Origin of the sequence: Pantoea sp. OXWO6B1, assembly GCF_001641135.1 — a bacterium.
Taxonomy (GTDB): Bacteria; Pseudomonadota; Gammaproteobacteria; order Enterobacterales; family Enterobacteriaceae; genus Pantoea; species Pantoea allii.
Window position 1 is genome coordinate 45,491 of the sequence record NZ_LWLR01000004.1, and the last position, 19,149, is coordinate 64,639.

At 48.0% G+C, this 19,149-nt stretch carries 17 protein-coding genes and 1 pseudogene; 13 read left to right on the plus strand and 5 right to left on the minus strand.

Annotated elements, in window-relative coordinates; all coding sequences use genetic code 11:
• Window positions 1–241: 241 nt before the first annotated feature.
• Window positions 242–2,158 (plus strand): methyl-accepting chemotaxis protein, encoded by a 1,917-nt coding sequence (locus tag A6A26_RS24055; protein WP_063881296.1) that lies wholly within the window; start codon window positions 242–244, stop codon window positions 2,156–2,158.
• 438 nt (window positions 2,159–2,596) lie between these two features.
• Window positions 2,597–2,998: pseudogene (locus A6A26_RS24060) on the plus strand (VOC family protein).
• 104 nt (window positions 2,999–3,102) lie between these two features.
• Here A6A26_RS24060 and A6A26_RS24065 read toward each other — a convergent pair.
• A complete protein-coding gene (locus tag A6A26_RS24065) occupies window positions 3,103–3,636 on the minus strand; it encodes a GNAT family N-acetyltransferase (RefSeq protein ID WP_063881297.1) in 534 nt (177 codons plus the stop codon).
• A gap of 244 nt (window positions 3,637–3,880) precedes the next feature.
• On the minus strand, window positions 3,881–4,330 hold the full coding sequence (locus A6A26_RS24070) for an NUDIX hydrolase (RefSeq protein WP_063881298.1): 450 nt from the start codon (window positions 4,328–4,330) through the stop codon (window positions 3,881–3,883).
• Between the two features lie 515 nt (window positions 4,331–4,845).
• Between A6A26_RS24070 and A6A26_RS24075 the strand changes: the two genes are divergently transcribed.
• Window positions 4,846–7,056 (plus strand): AAA family ATPase, encoded by a 2,211-nt coding sequence (locus A6A26_RS24075; RefSeq protein ID WP_063881369.1) that lies wholly within the window; start codon window positions 4,846–4,848, stop codon window positions 7,054–7,056.
• A gap of 902 nt (window positions 7,057–7,958) precedes the next feature.
• Here the strand turns inward: A6A26_RS24075 and A6A26_RS24080 are convergent.
• Window positions 7,959–8,201 (minus strand): hypothetical protein, encoded by a 243-nt coding sequence (locus A6A26_RS24080; protein WP_063881299.1) that lies wholly within the window; start codon window positions 8,199–8,201, stop codon window positions 7,959–7,961.
• 550 nt (window positions 8,202–8,751) lie between these two features.
• On the opposite strand from A6A26_RS24080, the gene A6A26_RS24085 reads away from it, so the two are divergent.
• The 10 genes from A6A26_RS24085 (at window position 8,752) to A6A26_RS24130 (ending at window position 17,085) form a co-directional block, all read left to right on the plus strand.
• Window positions 8,752–10,026, plus strand: coding sequence for an HlyD family secretion protein (locus tag A6A26_RS24085; protein ID WP_063881300.1), 1,275 nt, complete (start codon window positions 8,752–8,754; stop codon window positions 10,024–10,026).
• Window positions 10,019–12,118 (plus strand): peptidase domain-containing ABC transporter, encoded by a 2,100-nt coding sequence (locus tag A6A26_RS24090; RefSeq protein ID WP_063881301.1) that lies wholly within the window; start codon window positions 10,019–10,021, stop codon window positions 12,116–12,118. The genes A6A26_RS24085 and A6A26_RS24090 overlap by 8 nt, the downstream gene beginning before the upstream one ends.
• 295 nt (window positions 12,119–12,413) lie before the next feature.
• Window positions 12,414–12,623: a hypothetical protein gene (locus A6A26_RS24095; protein WP_063881302.1), complete on the plus strand. Its 210-nt coding sequence runs from the start codon at window positions 12,414–12,416 to the stop codon at window positions 12,621–12,623.
• Window positions 12,624–12,706: 83 nt separating this feature from the next.
• A complete protein-coding gene (locus A6A26_RS24100; RefSeq protein ID WP_063881303.1) occupies window positions 12,707–14,227 on the plus strand; it encodes a TcdA/TcdB catalytic glycosyltransferase domain-containing protein in 1,521 nt (506 codons plus the stop codon).
• A gap of 418 nt (window positions 14,228–14,645) precedes the next feature.
• Window positions 14,646–14,939 (plus strand): hypothetical protein, encoded by a 294-nt coding sequence (locus A6A26_RS24105; protein WP_063881304.1) that lies wholly within the window; start codon window positions 14,646–14,648, stop codon window positions 14,937–14,939.
• Between the two features lie 39 nt (window positions 14,940–14,978).
• The gene (locus tag A6A26_RS24110) at window positions 14,979–15,326 is read left to right on the plus strand and encodes a hypothetical protein (protein ID WP_063881305.1); all 348 of its coding nucleotides are present in this window, start codon (window positions 14,979–14,981) and stop codon (window positions 15,324–15,326) included.
• A 21-nt stretch (window positions 15,327–15,347) separates the two neighbouring features.
• Entirely contained in the window at window positions 15,348–15,974 is a 627-nt protein-coding gene (locus tag A6A26_RS24115) for a recombinase family protein (RefSeq protein WP_063881306.1), read from the plus strand.
• A gap of 75 nt (window positions 15,975–16,049) precedes the next feature.
• Complete coding sequence (locus A6A26_RS24120) at window positions 16,050–16,238, plus strand: hypothetical protein (RefSeq protein WP_063881307.1); 189 nt, start codon at window positions 16,050–16,052, stop codon at window positions 16,236–16,238.
• A 125-nt stretch (window positions 16,239–16,363) separates the two neighbouring features.
• The gene (locus tag A6A26_RS24125) at window positions 16,364–16,852 is read left to right on the plus strand and encodes a DUF2778 domain-containing protein (RefSeq protein WP_039343512.1); all 489 of its coding nucleotides are present in this window, start codon (window positions 16,364–16,366) and stop codon (window positions 16,850–16,852) included.
• The gene (locus A6A26_RS24130) at window positions 16,852–17,085 is read left to right on the plus strand and encodes a hypothetical protein (RefSeq protein WP_063881308.1); all 234 of its coding nucleotides are present in this window, start codon (window positions 16,852–16,854) and stop codon (window positions 17,083–17,085) included. Before A6A26_RS24125 ends, A6A26_RS24130 begins: the two co-directional genes overlap by 1 nt.
• Before the next feature lie 27 nt (window positions 17,086–17,112).
• On the opposite strand, the gene A6A26_RS24135 is transcribed toward A6A26_RS24130, so the two are convergent.
• Together A6A26_RS24135 and A6A26_RS24140 are read right to left on the minus strand one after the other, a co-directional pair.
• On the minus strand, window positions 17,113–18,432 hold the full coding sequence (locus A6A26_RS24135; RefSeq protein WP_063881309.1) for a DUF1173 family protein: 1,320 nt from the start codon (window positions 18,430–18,432) through the stop codon (window positions 17,113–17,115).
• Window positions 18,433–18,454: 22 nt separating this feature from the next.
• Entirely contained in the window at window positions 18,455–18,973 is a 519-nt protein-coding gene (locus A6A26_RS24140) for a phospholipase D family nuclease (protein ID WP_063881310.1), read from the minus strand.
• Between the last annotated feature and the right edge of the window lie 176 nt (window positions 18,974–19,149).

Below are 19,149 nucleotides of genomic sequence, written 5' to 3' on the forward strand. Positions count from 1 at the left end.
TAATTTTATTTATCTGACTCCGCCTCGTTAAAAATAAAAGTTAGAGCCCAAATGATAACCTGAAAGATAATTAACCCCTCTTGTCAGCAAAGGGGTGATTAAGTGATTCTGATCAATGAAACCGATTATTTTATAAAGCCACGGAAAACAGGTGTAAATAATGCAACTTTCTGGCCGATACCGGATTGAACCCTGAGAGGATATAAATCTCAGGGTACTGTTTAACTCCGGGGTAATTTAAATGAATATTATAAGAAAAGTTACAGATTTAAAGATAGGCGGCAAACTGGGACTGGGATTCACGCTGGTCATACTGGCCTCCGTCATCATATCGGCGCTGGCCTTTCGCTGTTTTTTAAGCATTCAGGAAAATTCGGCCAAGCGCGATGTCACCGTTCAGATGCTCGACACGCTGGCGAAAGCCAGACTTAACCGCACGCTTTTTCAGTACACCCGCGACAAAAAGTTTATTGAGATTAACGGCGAGGCGATGAATCAGCTTTTTGTCTTACGAACCAGTCTTAATAAATACTCCTGGTCGGCGGAAGGAGGGGAAAGGCTTTCTGTTCTGAGCGGTATCCTGACGCAGTATCAGGAAAAGCGTCAGGCTTTTCTCGAGAGCAGTGACAGTGCCGCGCGCGCGCTGAGCGAAATACACACGCTGGGCCTGGCATCACTGGGAGAAAAACTGGCCGCCGGCCAGGCTTCTGCTCCTGCCGACGTTGTTGCGCCCCTGCTTTCCCTCAGCTTCAGGACAGAGCAGGCGGCATTTTATGTCCAGGAGTTCATCAGAAAGCCGGACGCTTCCACGCTGGATAAATTCAGTGAAGTCAGGGACGCCATTTCTCCGCTGGTAAACCAGCTCAGAGGCGTTTCCGGCAGCGCGCTCGCCGCAGTAGTGGCGGACGTGGAGCAAAAAATGGCATCGGGCTCCGCGCAGTTAAATAATTATCTCCTTTCTGTGCGGACTGAAAAGCAGGCCTCAGATGAAATGACCGCAGCGGCAGGTAAGCTGAACCAGTCCATCACGGACCTCGCGTTCTTTCAGTCAGAGATGGCTGAGAAGTATATCCAGACCGCGCTCTGGCAGATCGGTTTTGCAACACTCGCCTGTATCGTTCTCAGCCTCCTGATTGCCTGGCGAATGACGCGAAGTATCACCGTTCCGCTGAGAGAGACGCTGTCGTCTGCACAGCGCATTGCTGAAGGTGATCTGACCTCAGACATCACTACCTCGCGCACCGATGAGCTTGGCGAGCTGATGACAGCCGTGGGCGCGATGAACCAGAGCCTGCGTGACATTATCTCCCGTGTCAGGGACGGAGTGAATAACGTTGCCCGCGCCTCCTCCGAGATTGCTGCGGGTAACACCGACCTGTCTTCACGCACGGAACAGCAGTCGGCAGCGGTGGTTGAAACTGCGGCCAGCATGGAGGAGCTGACCTCCACCGTTAAGCAGAATGCGGAGAATGCCCATCACGCCAGCCAGCTGGCCACCGAGGCGTCACACAATGCCAGCCGCGGCGGGGAAATCATCAGTGACGTGATCAACACGATGGGAGGGATCAGCCAGAGCTCAGGTAAAATCGGCGAAATCATCTCCGTCATTAACGGTATCGCTTTCCAGACGAATATCCTGGCGCTCAACGCCGCCGTCGAGGCTGCAAGAGCGGGAGAACAGGGAAGGGGATTCGCAGTAGTTGCCGGTGAAGTCCGAAATCTGGCACAGCGCAGTTCACTTGCGGCAAAAGAAATCGAGGCGCTTATAAGTGAGTCACTGAGCCGGGTGAGTAACGGTACCGAACTGGTTAACCGTGCCGGTGTCACGATGGAGGATATCGTCAAGTCTGTGACCCAGGTCAGGGACATCATGGGCGAAATTGCGGCTGCGTCGGACGAACAGAACCGCGGAATAACCCAGATTGCGCAGGCCATGACAGAGATGGACACCACAACTCAGCAGAATGCCGCGCTGGTTGAAGAGTCATCCGCAGCCGCCAGCAGCCTCGAGGATCAGGCTCATGAGCTTGAAAAAACCGTAGCCGTGTTCCGTGTTCCTGCTTCCGGCCTGTTGATGCCGGAGGTTAAAGTGCCCACGCCGGCGTTAAAACACCCGTCATCCCTCAGGGCGTCGGAAGCAAACTGGGAAACATTCTGACAGCCATACTGCAGCCAGAGCCGTCTGTAACGACATCTGGCTGCATATTTCAGTCATTTATCGGTGAGGTGGTCAGTGTGTGATCTCAGCGTGCCGCATTGTTACATCGGTAAGGCGGTGGAAGCTCTTTTTTATGATGCGGAGTCAGTCACCCGATTAAAGGTAATAGGCAAACTGAGCCTGATGCTCAGGGAAGAGTCTGATCCTGTCCGGAAAAACGAGATAGTAATCGCCATCACTCTTCTCAGTTAAATCATGAGAATCAAAACCAATCTGGAGGTTTAAAAGACACAAATCATGCAAATTTATCTTAGATAACGTCCGCTTTGTGCCAGAAGCGGACGTTATTATTCTGGCCTCATCTATACAGCCAGTAGAGTTAGATTGTGTTAAAAAGCTGTTTCAAGAAAGCCGTATCTGAACCCTGATGGAGCAAAAATGAGAACGCAAAAACGATGCATAGGTTATGTGGCCATCGTGGTCGACGACTATGACCGCGCAATTGAGTACTACACCGACAAGCTGGGCTTTACGCTGGTTGAAGACACGCCGCAACCGGGCAAGCGCTGGGTTGTGGTGACGCCGAACCCGGAAAGCGACTGTAATCTTCTCCTGGCTCGTGCTTCAAACGAGCGGCAGGAAGATTTTATCGGTAATCAGTGCGGCGGACGGGTATTCCTGTTCCTGCAGACTGACGACTTCTGGCGCGATTACAACGCCATGAAGGCGAAGGGGGTTCACTTCCGCCAGGAGCCGCGAGAGTAGGATTACGGAATGGTCGTGGTGTTTGAGGACATTTACGGCAACCGCTGGGATCTTTACCAGAACAAGCAAGATTAAATCTCCGAGGGTCAATTTATTGATGCGTAATCGGCCCTAATAACAAGTCCGCTTTCCGCTCATAACATTATGTAGTCAAAAGCTATAAACATGCCTCAAACCTGTTATTTTAACCTCTTCCATTGCTCGATAGTCAGAGTGAACATCAGGTTAGCCGGTGGATCTTCAGGATTATCCACCCTTTGGGTAAACAGCAAACCTGCTTTTTCGAGAACGCGGCGAGAGGCGATATGATTTTCGCGTGTCACTCCAACAATTTCAGGCAGTTTTAGCTCGTCAAATCCATATATTAAAGCGCGACAGCAAAGCTCAGTTGCATAACCTTTCCCCCATGATTCTGGTTCAAACCGGTAGCCCAGATTGTTAGTTTGTCGGCCATTAAACTGACTGACAAATACGCCTCCAAATCCAATGATCCTTTCTGGATCCGTCTTTTCAGAGATAGCCCAGTCGTCAAATCCGTACAGCTCACGGTCTGCAGTTCGCTGAAGGATAACACTACGACTTTGCTCGATGTGCCGATGTGGACCTCGTGGGTTAAACGCGTGCGTTCTTTCGTCACCGTATATGCGAAACAGTGCTTCCACATCGGACATAATTACTGGTCTGTAGAGTAGTCTTTCTGACTCCCAGTACATTAGCTCTTCCTTTCCATTTAAATGCTTTTTTAAACACAGTAATCTGTCGGACACAGCCTGAGAAGCACTTCTTTAAAAACTTTCAGGTCCATATCGGCACTACATCTGCTGGCGTATTCTGTAAGATTTGCAAATTATACTAGTCAATGTCCGCTTTTCGCTCATAGCGGACCTTCAGCGCCGTCCGTCCGCCTTGTGCCAAAAGCGGACGTTCAAGATATCATGACGCAGTTAAAATCGAAGATCAGGCTAACTTGCTTTCAAGTATGTTAATGATTAAGTCGCGTGGAAAAATTATCTCATTGGTATGTATGAGCTCTTCTATTGTCCACCAATGATGATCGCGAATGACTTCCTTTTCATTGCTACTCCATCCTGAGCGGTCGAGATCTACTGTATTTGCATTAATCATAAAGAAACGCTCATCAGCAAGTACTGTCTCCCCACTTGGTAGCATCATTGTGAAGGTTCGGGACGCTATTTGCGGTCCTATTAATGTTCTTATCAAACCCGTTTCTTCAAATAATTCGCGTATAGCGGCCTGCTCAAAAGATTCATTTTTTTCAAGCCCTCCTCCCGGAGTTGCCCAGTATGCTTTTCCCCTTAGAGCATCATCTTTATGACAGAACCTAAAGAGCAGGACATGATTTTCAGGCGAAAGAATGAGTAGTCGAGATGCTGGTCGAATGCGCACATATCCCCCTTAAAAAATCTTACTTGCTGATTTTAAATGTTTATATAAACATAAATTCAAGCCTGAATCGCTCTATAGGTCTGCATTTTATTACAGCTTTAATCTCACTCAACGTCTTCTCCTCGCTCAAAGCGGACGTTCCTTTCCCTCCTGCCTTTTGCCTTGAACTCATTCCTGCCGTATCTCCTTAGCCCTCCCTCACGCTTAGCCAGTCCAGATCCGACTTTTGAGGTTTTCGGATCTACATTGAGGAGGAAGTGCACTGATGCACATAGGACAGCAATTGAACATTATTTTTGCTAAAAAAACATTATTGATAAAAGTGCACAAAATAATATTTATTGTTGCTTTTTAGGCAGTTTTACTTCAATCAAATCATGAAGGTAATCACTTCCTGTCATGCCTGATTGGGAACGCAAGAGTGGTTCAGATAAATCTGATCAGGATGGCACAACCAGAATGAAAAGTGGGCTACGATGGAAAGGCTCAAAGAACTCAGGGATAAGGAGAAAAAAATGGCTCAACTCAGGATCCGAGGCGTAAGAAGCTACGCGCCTGACCGGGATATCTGCTTTGATCTCAGCAGTAAGGTGACACTCATCTATGGCCAGAACGGCTCGGGGAAATCCACGGTGTCAGGTTATTTTTATGACCGGCAGGCGGATCAATACCGTCACTGTGCCTTTGAGAGCCCGCACATCAACTACTTTCAGGTCTTTAATCAGGAATACATTGATAGTAAATTCGCCCGCGCGGACTATCAGCCCGGAATCTTCACTCTCAGTGAGGCCAATCAGGAAAGCCAGGATAAAATAAACAGTAATAATAAAGAAAGAACAAAACTGAGTGCCCGCCTGGAGAAAATTAATGAGGAGATTGCACAAAAAGAAGGAATGAAAGAAACGATCGTCGACCACTGTGCCAGGGATATTTTCAACCGGACAGTCAATGACAGGAAAACCCTCAGCGATTTCCTTGATGGCGCCAAAATTAAAAGATCGTTTTACGAACGTATGGTTGCAACACCACTTTCAGACGTGCGTACCACAACTGATGAACTGACTGATAAATGGCGGATGTTAAGTCAAAGCGAAGGAACGATTGTCGGCGAAATTCATATTCCACGAACAACTGTCTTAACGGAAGAAACAATAATACTGATGCAAGAACCTGTTATGACTGCAAACAGCACGCAATTCTCTGCACTCATCCAGAAAATTGGTAATGCAGACTGGGTGCGCCAGGGGCAGCATTATATACATGACGATGTTTGCCCATTCTGCCAGCAGTCCTTTGATGTCAGGGCCTTTTCGCGCGAACTCACTCAGATGTTCGATGAGTCTTATCAGACATCTCTTGGGAGGCTGAGCCAGGCAGCTGAAGGACTGGCTCAGGACTGTGATGCCATGGCCGAATTTGAACACCGCGTTGCAACCCATTCTTTTGTTGATGAGGGAAGTCAGATTTTATCTCTGGTGAAAGCGGTAAATAAAGGCTTTCAGATTTTGTTACAGCAACTCCTTAATAAAATTAAAGAACCGTCTCTGAAGGTACAACCTGAGAACCTTCAGGAACCCCTGTTCTTACTCCAGAATGAAGTGGACGCGTTCAATACCCGTGTACGGGAAAATAACCGACTGGCTGAAAACTTCACTCAAGAAAAACAGTCCCTTTACGCTGATGTCATGGCGCATCTCAGAGGGATTTGCGAAGAGTTCTTTACCGAACGTGACAGGCAGCTTGGCGAGCTACAGAATGAAATTAACAGTAGGTTGCGCGATTGCGAGATCATCGAATCAAGCAAGAAGCAGTTGGATGACGAGACGAATGCGCTGACCGGACAACTCTCCGACATACAACCCACCATTGACAGTATCAACGCGAATCTCAGGCTACTGGGGATCAACGGCTTTGAAATCATCTGCCATGATGCTGAGATGAAACTATACCGTCTGCGCCGGGGAAGCGAGCCTGAGAAGGCGGAAGTATTCAAATCTCTCAGTGAGGGTGAGAAAACAATGATTTCTTTCCTTTATTTCATAGAATCATGCTCCGGCAGTCTCACCCCCGAATCCATTCATCCGGAAAATAAACTTATTGTTATTGACGATCCGATCTCCAGCCTGTCACATAACTATATCTATGAAGTCGCAGCACTCATTAAACGGAAAATAATAAAGTTAGGCGCAGCGAGACATGTAGTTATACTGACTCACAATATATTTTTCTTCCAGGAAATACTGTTAAACAGCGGTCGCCTGCAGGATAACAGAAAGGCACCGGTGAACTGGTCTCTGCTTCGAATTATTAAGTCTGACTACAGTTCCTGCGAGCAGCTCTCCATGCATGAGATGCTCAATGAATATCAGGCGTTATGGCAGACCCTGAAAGATGTCAGGGATGGAAAAACCCAGCCTATTGTGCTTTTTAATACGATGAGGAATATTCTTGAGTACTATTTCAGTTTTGCCTGCAAAACTGAAAAACTTAAAGAAGCTCTGGAGTCTCTGGCAGGCGAACACAGTGATGCCGGAGAATATGATTCATTTTATCGGGCTCTCAACCGGCACTCTCATTCGGATGGCCGAAATCTCTTTTCTACAGGGGTCATCGATAAGGAACGCTATCTGAGTATGTTCAGAAAAGTGTTCACTCAGACAGATGACGATGATCACTATCTTACCATGATGGGCGAATCGACAGGCCTGCCGGAAACAGTGGAGTAAACTAGCAGTATCGTCACCTGCGGGTACCGTTCACTTAACGCGTCGGGAGCGAGCGCATGTGCTTACGCACATGCTCTACGCGCCCGAAACGAAAACGTGTATACCGTACAACGGGTACAATTTTCGGTTTCATGGCGGGTTTCCTTTTACAGTCCGGCTACTGCCGGAAGTCCCTGTAACCATTTACAGGCGGTAAAAAGCGCAGAGGGGAACACCCGAGGTGACGACAGCTGATTATAAACACCATTCCGGTTTGAGGTAAATTCTTTCCACATTTGTAAGAGGGAAAAGCAGATGTCCCGTTCCCGGAACTAACTGCGATACGCATCCAACCTTTTATAACCAAATCTAAGGAAAGCCAGAGCTCATGCTGTTAAGGGTCGTCCCGCACTCCGGTTCCCCTTGCAACCGAGCATGTTATTTCCGGCTTTGCCTTTCTTCGGATCTGCGGGAGGTAACAGAAGCGGCGTGTGCAGCATGCAGTGAATAACGGTGCATATTCGCTTACAGCATTAAATTATGTTTACAGTTAATTAATACACACAAACACAAAATTACTGCATATAAGTTTAAAAGTGTGTTACATGATGGAACAAAGTATACAGTCCTGATTAAAGCCGGCAGAAAGGGTTTTTGACATGCACAGGGCGGGGAGTCAGTACAGCAGTAATTATATAAAGAAAGGGTGACTGAGGGCCGGGACAGGGAACAGCAGTGCCGTGGCAAAACCGATACGTGATAAAACAGAGCTTATGCGCAGAGAGGAGCGGAAGAGAGGCTCAGTACCTGACCACCCGTACCCGTTTCAAAAGGCCGGGACGGTAATCCCCCCGCCAGGAAGACAGAGGCAGGGGTGTCGTTGACAGCAGGGCAGAACGCATGCGCAGATCTTTCCCGGTTCTTTACTTGAGTATCGCAGTAAAAAGATCACTGAAAGCGGAACCTGCTATATAAGTGCGTTCGGTGGTAACCTCATCCTCACGGATTGCTGCCAGTCTTTTCAGGGCACTCTCGGGATCGGAAGCCCTGACTTCTTCAAAAAGCTTTTCCCAGCCATCCTCAGTCAGCTGAGCTGCTTTCCGGACAGCATCCCTTTCGAGAACAACTAACTTTTTGCTTTTACGGTAAAAACAGTACTCTGGCATGATATTTCTCCAGGATATGGATGTGCTTTTAACAAGTATGTCTGACAGACTCATTTATCAAGCAACGTCACAGAAGCGAAAGGGACAGTCTTCAGTTATAAGTATATCCATTTATAACGAAGGTCAAACTTTAAAACTTTGCACGTCAAAAATATGCCAAGCCGCATCCTGACACATACCTGACCTGCGCCATTTTAAAAGGATTTTATCCGCTTTGGTAATAAGAGGCCGAAACATTCAAATATAAATAAATAGCAAACTAACCAATAAAGGAAACATATACTAACACAATGAAACAAAATCTCGTATAATTACGACTTGATTAATACGTGAATTTTACTAAATCTTAACGTTGGGGAGAAAAATACAAGTTGTGGCGAAAAAAACCGGAACTCGATATTGAAATACAGTGACTCACGTCACGAAATTTTACTTCTGAAGTAAAGTGAAAGGGATAAAGCATCACAATTCCGGGAAGTCGAAATTTCGCAGAAAATAAAGACTGCCAGCCATATTAAACGGCTTTGAGAAAGCATAAGGATGGAATGAGGTGTTTCGTCAGGAGGCTATCGATAACAGTAAAGGACACTGGCATGGCGATGCATTACTTCTGCCCGGTTTGCACCCCATTATAGTGTGGGCAATAACAATCATTTTCATTATCGCTTTTCTGATATTTGTCATGTTTGGGTCATATACCCGACGTGTAAACGTTTCAGGGGAAATCACGACTTTTCCGAGAGCAGCTAACTTTTATTCAGGTGTACAGGGCGTGGTCGTAAAACAGTTTGTGTCTGAGGGCACAAGCGTGAAAGCCGGGGATGCTGTTTACCAGATAGATGTCAGTAAGAGTACACGTTCGGGAGTGGTAAGCGAAGAGCAGGTAGCAGACATAAATCATCAGATTTCCAGCGTCACACAAATCATTAAAAAACTCGAAAGCAACAAGAAAAAGACGCTGGATATGATGGAAAAGCAAAAATTAAAATATATCACTGCCTTCGAAAATTCGAGCAGCATTATTCAGCGAGCCAGGGAAGGGATCCGGATAATGAAAGAGAACATGCAGAATTATCAGCGTTATCAGAATAAAGGGCTTATTAACAAAGACCAGCTTACCAATCAGATAGCGCTCTATTACCAGCAGCAAAATGCTCTGCTTGGCCTTACCGGTCAGAATGAGCAAAACTCATTGCAGATTACGTCACTTGAAACTCAGATACAGACTCAGGCCGCTGATTTTGATAACCAGATCTACCAGATGGAATTGCAGCGTTACGAGCTTCAGAAGGAGCTGGTTAACGCGCAGGCAAACGGGATGGTGATCATACGGGCACTGAAAGAGGGCAGGATAGATTCGCTGAGCGTAACGGTGGGTCAAATGGTCAACGCCGGTGACAGTCTGTTTCAGATCCTCCCTGCAGACATCAGGTTCTATAACCTGGTGATATGGGTTCCTAATGAGGCAATACCGTATTTAAAGAAAGGAGATAAAGTAAACATCAGATATGACGCATTTCCGATGGAAAAATTCGGCCAGTTTGCGGGTGAAATATCTGTCATATCCAGTGCTCCTGCGTCAACACAGGAAATGATGACATACCAGGGGGCGCCAGCACATTCCCCCTCAGCTAACATGACGTACTACAAGGTGATCGTGCGGCCGGAGAGCAACGCTGTTAAATACGGCGGGAGGAGACTCCTGTTGCAGAATGGTATGAAGGCAGAAAGCACGCTGTTTCTGGAAAAAAGAAAAATCTATCAATGGATGCTGTCACCGCTCTACGACATGAGAAACAGCGCTGCGGGGCCGGTAAATGGATAGGGCCCGTTTTGGCAAACTACTGGATCAGCTGGATTTCAGCTTCCGTCGTAAAACACCCGTGATCCATCAGACGGAATCGTCTGAGTGCGGACTTGCCTGTCTGGCCATGGTCTGCGGTTCATATGGCAAGAACATTGACCTCATCGCTTTACGCAGGCGCCATAACATATCTACGCGAGGCGCAACCTTAGCCCATATCAAGAGTATCGCAGAACAGCTGGGATTAATAACCCGGCCGCTGTCGCTTGAGCTGCACGAGCTTAAGGCCCTGAAGAAGCCCTGTATACTGCACTGGAACTTCAACCATTTTGTTGTGCTGGTTGAAATGAAAGGCAGTAAATTCATATTGCACGATCCTGCACGGGGCAGGAGAACCCTGAGCCTGAGTGAATTTTCAAAATCGTTTACTGGTGTGGCGCTGGAAGTCTGGCCGGGAAGTGTGTTTGAGAAAGATACAGTCCGGCACCATCTGAGTATCAGAAAACTGGCTGAGGGCGTAAACGGCCTTAAAGGAAGCCTTGCAAAAATATTCTGCTTTTCGCTCATTATTGAAGCCATCAGCCTGTTACTGCCCGTTGGCACCCAACTGATTATGGATCATGCGATTCCGGCCGGCGACCATGGGCTCCTCACGCTGATATGCTCCGGACTCATCCTGTTTATTTTTTTACGGTCATTCATTACCTTCATTCGCTCCTGGTCTACTCTCGTCATGAGCACACTGATTAATGTGCAATGGCAGGCAGGTCTGTTTACGCATCTTCTTCACCTGCCCATGACCTATTTTGAGCGCAGAAGAATGGGCGATATTCAGTCCCGTTTCAATTCAATAAACCTCATAAAGGAAACGTTCACCACCAGTCTCACTGGCGCCTTGATTGACGGTATAATGGTCGTAAGCGTGGCAATAATGATGTACGTCTACGGAAACTGGCTGTTCTGGATCGTACTGGCCTTCACGCTGGCATATATAACGATAAGATTTTGCATTTATCAAACTTACCGAAACCTGTCTGAGGAAACGCTCATTAAAGATGCCCGTGCGAAATCCTATTTCATGGAAACGCTGTATGGTATTGCGACAGTAAAGATACAGGGCATGGTCGGGCAGAGGCAAAACAACTGGCTGAACCTTGAGATCGATACTGTAAATACGGAAATTAAGCTGAATAAGCTGGATTTTATATTCGATGGCCTGAACACGTTGATTGTCTCGTGTGAACAAATCGTGATCCTGTGGCTGGGCATAAATATGATTATCGATCACGAGTTAACTATCGGGATGTTTATCGCCTTCGGCACGTTCAGAGAGCAGTTCTCCGGCAGAATCCATACTCTTATTAACTTTATTTTTAAACTGCGTATGCTCCGCCTGCAAAGCGAACGGGTAGCCGACATCGCCCTGCATGAACAGGAAACAATGAAGCCGGATGTCACGACCGGTACTGAGAAACGTCCCCTTTCGCTGGAAACCAACGACCTTTCATACAGTTACGATACTCAGTCTTCACCTGTTTTCAGTGGTTTAAACATTTCAGTTTTACCCGGGGAGAATGTGGCCATTACTGGCCCGTCAGGCACCGGTAAATCGACTTTAATGAAAGTCCTCTGCGGTCTGATCGAGCCAGATACGGGCAGGGTAATCGTTGACGGGCTTGATATCAGACAGCTCGGCGTAAACAACTATCAGCGACTGATAGGCTGCGTAATGCAGGAAGACAAATTATTTTCTGGTTCAATACGTGAAAACATCTGTGGTTTCAGCGCAGGTGCAGATGAGGAATGGATGACTGAATGTGCGCGGGCAAGTTACATTCACGATTTTATAATGTCCACGCCGATGGGTTATGAAACGCTGATAGGCGAGTTAGGCGAAGGATTGTCCGGCGGGCAGAAGCAGAGAATATTTATTGCACGAGCGCTTTATCGTAAACCGGGCATCCTTTTTATGGACGAGGCAACCAGTGCGCTGGATAATGACAGCGAAAAACAAGTCAGTCAGGCCATAAAAAAACTGAAAATAACCCGGATTGTCATCGCTCACCGGGATACAACTATATCTATGGCTGACAGGGTGATTACGCTGAAATAGGGCATCTGTTTATGTGACGTTTAATGTATCTGTAAAAAATTCCGGCGATACGGACTTTCCGTTCACAGGGATTACCCCGGCGGGATAAATAAGCATCAGATTTTCATGCTCTAATTATTCAATCTTTAGATATTATGACTTTTGATAGATGAAAAAAAGTCAAAAAATTGTTGTTTGCATACGCACACTGTTATAAGTTTGTTATTAACCATTCAGTAAACTGCTTTTAAAATTGCAGTTTATCTGTCTGGCTGCAGTCCCGTTTCAATAAATGTATTCATTTGAGGAATTATTTATGAAAGAGATTGATGATGTATTTTTAGATAAAATTTCCGGTGGCAACAGCGGCCTTGCTGCAGCTGGTTCTGGCCTGACTAACCAGAGCGGGAGTTCCATTGCACAGGGTGTGGTATCAGGTCGCCACACACAGGGAAATAATGCCGGAAGCAGTTCATCGAACGGTGGTTCCCGTGGAGGAGGCAGACAAAGTGGTGATAATCACTAACAGATAATTCAGAATTATGCAGTCCTTGAGATCAAGGGCTGCATACTCTCTCTTGTCTCACTTTCAGCCATGTCAGGTCACCCATGAACGCCTTCCTGAAGACGTCCCTCAGTAAAGATAATATTGCTCTTCCGGCATTCGTGGTGAATCCGTTTTCTTCGCTTTTCGACCGCGTCGTCACATTTTCCCGGAAAGATATCAGGCATCAGAATCTTAGCTCCCTTTATATCAACCTCCGCGATTTTTTTACTGGATTAGCTCGGGGCCGGGCGGAAGTTAAGGATATCTTTCTGGTATACGAATTTCTCTATCACCTGCAATCAAGCCTTCCTGAGGTTAAAACGGACGAATGCGTTGAAACGCTGCATATCGTTCTTAGTCAGTCTTCAGGTGGGAAAAACCTTAATTCATTGCCGAAAGATATTCATTTTATCTGGCTCGGTCCTCTGGCTCCTGGCACATTAGATTTTGCTAAATTCTGGAAGAAAATTAATCCGGGTTACACCGTTCATCTGTGGACAGATAAAAGAATCCTGAGCGCGGGCATTAATGGTCGCATGCGGAATAAAAAGGGTGGAGTTATCAGTGAGTCAGGTATAATTACCGCGTTCAGGACGGCTTCTTATCATTATCTTCCCCCACCCTACAGCCGGCAAAGACCGTCAGGGATCAGTTTAATGGCTGCCACATCTTGCCCCGTTGTTGTATCTGAAATCTCCGGAGAATCATCTGTTACCGGTACTCCTGACGTGATAATGACTCACGATGTCAGCGAAATTTTCAACCAGATTTTTTCACGCCCTTTCCTTAAAATATATATGTTCGAAGTTTTTTTCAGAAAAAATCTGGCAGCTGCCTCCGATATTTTCAGAATGCTTCTTCTTTACAGTCGCGGAGGTATTTACGTTGACACGGACACACTTCCTGGCCTGATACATTTCAGCGAAAGGTTTAAAACCGACGCATATTCTCACCTTCCTGTTAAAGACTATGACAGCAGGGAGAAGTTAGACGTCGGCATGACGAATGAATCACTTTCTTTGTTGCAAAACGGGGGGGATTTTTGCCATACGGATTTCGCAGATGATAACTACAGATTTTTTCTGTCGGTCAAAAAACAGCTCATCCGTTGCACGGATATAGGCTGCCACCCTTTCTTTTACACCCTCGATGATGTCCAAATTCCTGACGGAAACTTCCTCATTGCAAGAGACCACAGCAGGGAACGCGTTTTTTTCAGCAACTTCATCGCTTCAACAGCCCGCAATGCTTTTACTGAAAATGCGCTTTACATGCTTAAAAGGAATTATGAAAAACTGGGGCTGTCAGCCCTGCTGGATCGGGCCTTAAAAAAACCTGTGCTCAGTGAGGACTTTACTGAATACTTTTACGACGGTTACCTCAATAATTCGCTGAAAACGCTCTACATCAGCGGCCCCGGCGTGTTAATCCATGCCGGATTAATGTTTTTAATGCAACGATATGATTTACCACCTGACTTTGACAGAAACGTGCTGCTCAGTATTTTATGGAATACTTGGGGCACCAGTCAGCATTCAATCAACAATGCTACCGGTTTTAAATCAACCTGGCGGGACAAATAGAACACCCTGTTTTTGGCGGGTGCGCGTTTTAAGTGCCTGATGCCGACCGGCCACAGAATGAAAAGAAGTAAACAAAAAGGGCTCTTTTAACCATGAGCCCTTTCCTTTTCGCCAGTCTACGTTTTGTCTCTGGACATGTAGCTGTAAGCCATAAAGCCCACTACGCACTCGGCCACAAGAACTACCAAATACCATGTCATAGATACCTCCTTAGTTCCCGTTTTATATCATAGGGCAAAATTTGACCTAAGTGAACACCGGGCATCCCTTCTGCAGCCTGAGTAAGATATTTCTGAAGCTCATTACCGTATGCCTCAAAATAATAAGTACACCATATGCTTCCAGGCGGCGTTATCGGCTTATATCCAATGAAAAAACAGGGATATCGGAATGAATGGCCAAGTAGAGTATACTCAAAATGCCCACAAAAGACCTTAATAAAAAAGTGGTTATGCATGATGGTGACAAAAACGAGAACTTTTCTGAAAGAGTGGAACGCGCTGTTCGTGTGGCCACGATCGACGACGTTAACCTGATGCTGCATGGGATTTTGCTTTTAGGAGATCCTGAAGGGTTGCGGATCTACACGACTGAGATCAAACACGCTGAAAAAATCGCTTTTCTCAGCCCGGACGCTTACGTTGAAATCAGGATATGCGGTGACATAGCTGCCAGGGAGACGACATGCATAGAATTTCACTCCCTCAGTTAACATCGTTTGCCCGTACTGAAAACATTCCCGGAGATCGCAGTGAAACCCTTCAGCCATTTAGTAAACCATCCACTGGATGAAACTTATCTCAGTCCCCCGGGAGACTTCTGTGCGGAGGGTGAATTGCCCGAAGAGGAGACTGAGGTGCGTCAGGCGCTTACAGCCATGTATGTTTTGACAAACCGCCTGATGAACATCAGCTTATGGGACCGTCTTTTAAGAACCCGTAAATACTCGTCAGCCAGCCGTTCGGCGACAGAGGCACAGCGGAAGCTGATGGCGCTCGTGAACAGTACGCCCTTACACAAAGCCGCGCTGAGGCGCATTGTGAGCGACATGCCTGAAGACAACGGCGGCCGGGAAGCGCTCAGGGGTTATTTACGTTAAGAGGGTGGGGCCGCTAAACCTATGCAGATTGCACGTATTTATCTTCGCGTCAGTACGGATGAACAGGAACTGACACGGCAGAACAGCATTATTGAAGATGCCCGGGGCAAAGGTTTTTATGTCGCCGGCGTCTATAAAGAGAAAGCATCCGGTGCCAGGGCAGATCGGCCTGAGCTCCAGCGCATGATTGCCGACCTGCAGCCCGGTGAAGTGGTTGTGGCTGAGAAAATTGACCGCATCAGCCGTCTTCCCCTTAATGAGGCCGAGCAGTTGATTGGCTCGATAAAGGCTAAGGGGGCAAAGCTGGCCATCCCCGGCATAGTGGATTTGTCCGAGCTGGCCACAGGCCAGGACGGCGTGGCCAGAATCGTGCTTGAGTCCGTCCAGGACATGCTGCTTAAGGTCGCCCTGCAGACGGCGCGTGACGACTACGAAACCCGAAGGGAGAGACAGCGGCAGGGCGTTGAGCTGGCGAAGGCGTCAGGTAAGTACAGAGGTAGAAAGCCAGACAATAAAACGCACGAGCGCATTATTGCGCTTCGTGAATCCGGCATGACGATTGAACGGACCGCCACCCTGGCAGGCTGCAGCATAAGCCAGGTAAAACGTATCTGGTCGATATACAAGGCAGACAGGGCCGGGGAGTGATGACGGTTTTGGCCGTGCGCAGTAAGGCAACCCGTGTGCTGTGCCAGTCATGGCGATACATGTGAGGATTTCTGAATGGATAAGGTGACATTTTTGAGCTGGGTGTGGGCGTGCATCGGTGTGATCGTCTGGTACATGTCAGGCCGGATAAAGGAAGACGTCTGCGACTGGCTGGCGGAGCGCCGCAGCCGGAAAGCGCGTGCCGCGCTCCCTGCCAGTGAGGAACGGACACAGGCGGACCATGAAAGGCTCTCCGGTAGATGAGGCCGTTAATAAGCCCCGTAATTCAGACAGAATTTTAGAATTTGTCTGATACCGCCTGCGCAGGGTTTATCTGACGCTGTGCATAATCTGAACATGATAAAATAGACAGAACAAAAGGAAGTGTTATGCCATCTGTAAGCTGCTATATGCTTCTCAACCGGCGAGAGTTCACTTCGCTGAACTGCCCGGGCGTGGGGAACTTTCCAGCATTCTCGGGCCAGAAAGAGGGCAGAAATAACCCGGACAAAACGAACGTGCCCGACATCGGCCCGATCGTGAGGGGACGTTACTTTATCGTGGAAAGACCGTCCGGCGGCACACTGGGGCCCCTGCGCGAGCGCTTTCTGAAGGAAGTTTACGGCACTGACCGCTCGACATGGTTTGGCCTGTATCGTGATGACGGCAAAATTGATGATTACACATTCATACAGGGTGTGAAACGGGGTAATTTCAGGCTGCACCCCATAGGCCCGCTGGGGCTGAGTGAGGGCTGTATCACACTGGTCCATCCAATCCAGTTCAGCTACCTGCGTGATATGCTCCTGAAATACGGCCCCACACTCAATATTCCCGGCAGCCAGTTGAAAGCATACGGAACGGTACAGGTATACTGATGAAGCGGATAATTGTCCTCACTTTTGTTTTTATCTTTTGTTGCGTTGCGCTTTTTAAGGCCGTCGCCGTTCTTGTGCCTTTTTCAGTGTTCAGCTGGCTGGCTGGCCAGTTCCACATTTACGGTGATGAAGCTGTAACTGACTTTATGGTCATGGCCAACATTGTCATCTCTGTCGTTCTGTCGCTGCTTCTGGTGTTTACTCTTCCCAAAAAACCCAGAAAGCCTCGCTGAAAGGCATCCCCGGACGTTTTTCGAATGTCAGCGTGCCGGAAAATCCGGTATGTCTGACTTCTCTGCCGCGTTCCAGGACCACCAGTTGCCCGGACCGTATTCCCTGTCATAGTGGACGGTCTTCTCCTGCTTTCGCAGCAGGTAATCAGGCGTGTTCATCCCGAAGACCTCCACCGGCAGTGCATCCATGCCGGGAACGTCCTTCAGCACGAAGTCCGGAAACACGTCTTCCTCGCCGTCGTAGCGCAGCGGCTTGATGAAGGCGCGTTTTTCCTGCCACAGTTTTTCTTCAACGATTCCCTCATAGCCCGAATCCAGCGGAATAAAGCGGGGGCTGACCGTCATCAGTGCCACGTCGATGACGGTGCTGCAGCTGGACGGCCGGTTGCGCCCGTCTGTGTGCCTGAACGTCGTTTCAGGCGGCTCTGTCTCCGCTATGACAACGACCTTGATGCCCCGGCGCCAGTCGCCCAGCTCGCGGCCAAAGCTCCTCTCCAGGCGCAGGCGCACGTCTTCAGGCAGCTCCAGGCCAGGAAAGCCGAAAAACAATCCCAGGGGCAGCGTTGTCTGCAGTCGTGCTTCAGCAGCCTCATTCCAGCTGGCCAGCACGGACACTACGATGAGCCGCCGTTTATTCTTTTCGGCCGCTCTCAGGTGTTCCCAGTTTGAAATGACCTGCGGCGTGCCCTTCATGGCCATGAGCAGTAACGACTCCTCCAGTGGCACGCGGCCGACGCGTATCCGGCCCGCCGTCTGCTGAAGGCGCCAGCTCACCCAGCCGGGCGTGCGTTTCTTTTTGTCGAAAGCCGGGTGCCAGACATTGATACCGGACTGTTCCCACAGCAGGTGAAGCAACCCCAGCAGGCGCATTGAGGGGCGGCGCTTGCGCTTTACAGGCTCATCAGCAGAAACGTCTTCAGCCGGCTTTACCTCTGACGGAGCCTTTTTCTGCAGGCCAGTAGGCAGCCTGACCACGATGGTGCCGTCCGAAGCCGAGCGGACCGCATCGCCCTGATAAATCTCCGCATGCCGTTCGTCTGACCACACAGAATAAAAACGGCAGTCCGGCTTGTGTTCGTTACCTGTAAAGGCATATGAAGAGAGCCAGCAGCGTTCAGTCTCCTGAGAGTAATGCACCTTCAGGCGGCGTTTTACGGGGTCAGTCTCTGCCGGCAGGCAGCTGCAGGTGACCACCGTGGTCTTTTTGTTGTCGCGGGCGTGCTTCAGCCAGCGCTGCCACGTGGGCGTTTCATTCTGCTGGAAAGCTTCTGACGCCTCGTGCTGGCCACGCTGACCGGTGAAGTAAACCGGATAACTTTTTTCTTGGTCATATACAGTCCACCTCACCGGCAATATTAATTATATTTTTTTAACGGCTGCACTGTACAGGCGATGATTCCGCCCAGAGCCGGTTAAATTCATCCTGATACTGCTTACTCACTGGCAAACTGTCTCTGATAACCAGCGCATTTTCGGCATTACGCTTTTCAGCCGACGAGGTGTAATTATAAGAACCCGTCTGCACGCCGTTATTTCCTGTCACGATAAATTTGTTATGCATAATACTGTACTGCGCATCTGTTCTGACCTGGATACCTGAACAGGCCAGCGCGTTAACCAGTGACCAGCGGTCGTGACTTTTCTTTTCGTCGGCCACTAATCTTACAGGAACACCGCGGCGCGACAGCTGCACAAGCGCCTCTGCCACAGGCACACTGGTAAATTCGTAAGCAGCCACATCAGCAGAACCCGTAGCAGAACGAATGAAGCTGATGATGAGTTCCTGAGCAGTACCGCCCGGTGAAAAACCCGCCTGCAGGTCTGTTCCGTAACAGGGAGAAAAAGGCAGTGTAAAAAGAAGCAGACAGAAAAAATTTGTTTTTTTCATTATTCATTCATCCTGTTTAATTAGAAGTTAATAATACATCTTACGCGACTAATAAATAAACAAATTATTTTCACAGCTAAAGATTTTTAATAACTTATAACAATTATCGACTGAAGTAATGAATCCTGACTCCGATAATATGAGCAACAGATACGGAGAGGATAATATGAACCAGT